Annotated in this window: 2 protein-coding genes and 1 pseudogene; 2 read left to right on the forward strand and 1 reads right to left on the reverse strand. The window is 46.4% G+C overall.

Translation table 11 applies throughout. From position 1 onward, the window contains the following. Nucleotides 1-190: pseudogene (locus AK963_RS36250) on the forward strand (IS630 family transposase); the annotation flags it as partial. A gap of 26 nt (nucleotides 191-216) precedes the next feature. Next, complete coding sequence (locus tag AK963_RS29080; protein ID WP_066018735.1) at nucleotides 217-666, forward strand: aminotransferase-like domain-containing protein; 450 nt, start codon at nucleotides 217-219, stop codon at nucleotides 664-666. 30 nt (nucleotides 667-696) lie between these two features. On the opposite strand, the gene AK963_RS29085 is transcribed toward AK963_RS29080, so the two are convergent. Beyond that, a complete protein-coding gene (locus AK963_RS29085; protein ID WP_066018736.1) occupies nucleotides 697-1,233 on the reverse strand; it encodes a YqhA family protein in 537 nt (178 codons plus the stop codon). Nucleotides 1,234-1,321: the final 88 nt, after the last annotated feature.

Below are 1,321 nucleotides of genomic sequence, written 5' to 3' on the forward strand. Positions count from 1 at the left end.
ACCATTCGCACCGGAGTTAAACAGCTCAGAAAGGCTATGGGAGTGGATGCGGGAGCATGACTTATCAAACAAAGCATTTTCAGGTTATGAAAATATTGTAGATTGTTGCTGTGAAGCTTGGAATAACCTTTGCAGCGAAGCTGGTCGACTGTTCAGTCTGTGCTCCCGTGATTGGGCAGTTATACAGTAGTTAGAAAATTCAATTGGTATTACCTGGTGGTTCCTGAGCACCTGGTCGGTGTGTTTGTTGAAGCTAAAGCCTTCAGCGGGGGAGAGACGCCGCTGTTAACTCAGGCTGTCGTGGCGGACTTTATTGAGGAAGGGCATTTTTACCGTCATCTCCGCCGAAGCAGAAAACTCTATCAGCAGAAGTGGGAGCATATGCAGCGTTTGTGTGAAAAGCATCTGACTGGGATTATGACCCCGGTGGCACAAAGTGCCGGTATGCATCTGGCGCTGGTATTTAATCATCAGCAGATTGATGATCGTAAAGTCTGCCAGGAATTTGCCATGAAAGGGTTTGGTGGCAGTCCACTCAGCAGCTATTACCATTCATCTCGACCACAAAAAGGACTGGTGCTGGGCTTTGCGAATACCTCTGAGTCTGAGCGGCTGGAAGGTATGAAAGTGCTGAGTGAATTGCCGTCGTTTTTTGAACGTTGTTAAATGAACCCGGTCTTTCGATTGGCCGGCAGCCTACTCTTCGTCTTCCGCGAGGTTAAGAAACTTCAATCCAAGGCTTAACAGTAAAATAGCGATGGGTAGGGTGAGTATTTGCCAATTCAGGTTGTCGATATTCATCAGCACAATCTCAAGAAACTTCACAAACAGAATGATCACGATTACTTCGGCCAGCACGTTTTTCAGATGGCCAATATTGGGGGTCTTGATCCAGGCAAGCACGCGGGAGCCCTTATCATCCAGAGGTGACTTATTGGAAATAAACAGGGTGAACACGCCATGGGCAAAAATAAACAGCACAAAGGCAATCAGAAAGGTATCCAGCGACTTGATCAAATAGGAGGTGGCAATATCAGCTGTATCCAGGTGGGCAAGGCTTTTATGAGGAATTTTCCCCAGGAATACCACGGCAAAAGCGGCGTAGGTTTTGGTTGCGCCAACAATAAAGAGCAGGAATGACCCAAGCGTTGAGCAGACAATGGCCACCCAGCCAATATAACGAAAGATATTGAATACGCCATGTGCGACTTTTAGGTTTGCATAAGGAGACATGACTGAACCTGCTTTCTGCTATTAAAAGCAGTAAAAAGCAAAAAAGAAGGTTTCAGTCATGCCCGTTGAAGAGTTTATCACTACAGTC

Source organism: Endozoicomonas atrinae (assembly GCF_001647025.1).
In the GTDB taxonomy this organism is placed as follows: domain Bacteria; phylum Pseudomonadota; class Gammaproteobacteria; order Pseudomonadales; family Endozoicomonadaceae; genus Endozoicomonas; species Endozoicomonas atrinae.

Bases quoted from the DNA above. Each gene is read 5' to 3' on its own strand.
- AK963_RS29085 (WP_066018736.1), bottom strand. From the start codon at position 1,233: ATGTCTCCTTATGCAAACCTAAAAGTCGCACATGGCGTATTCAATATC.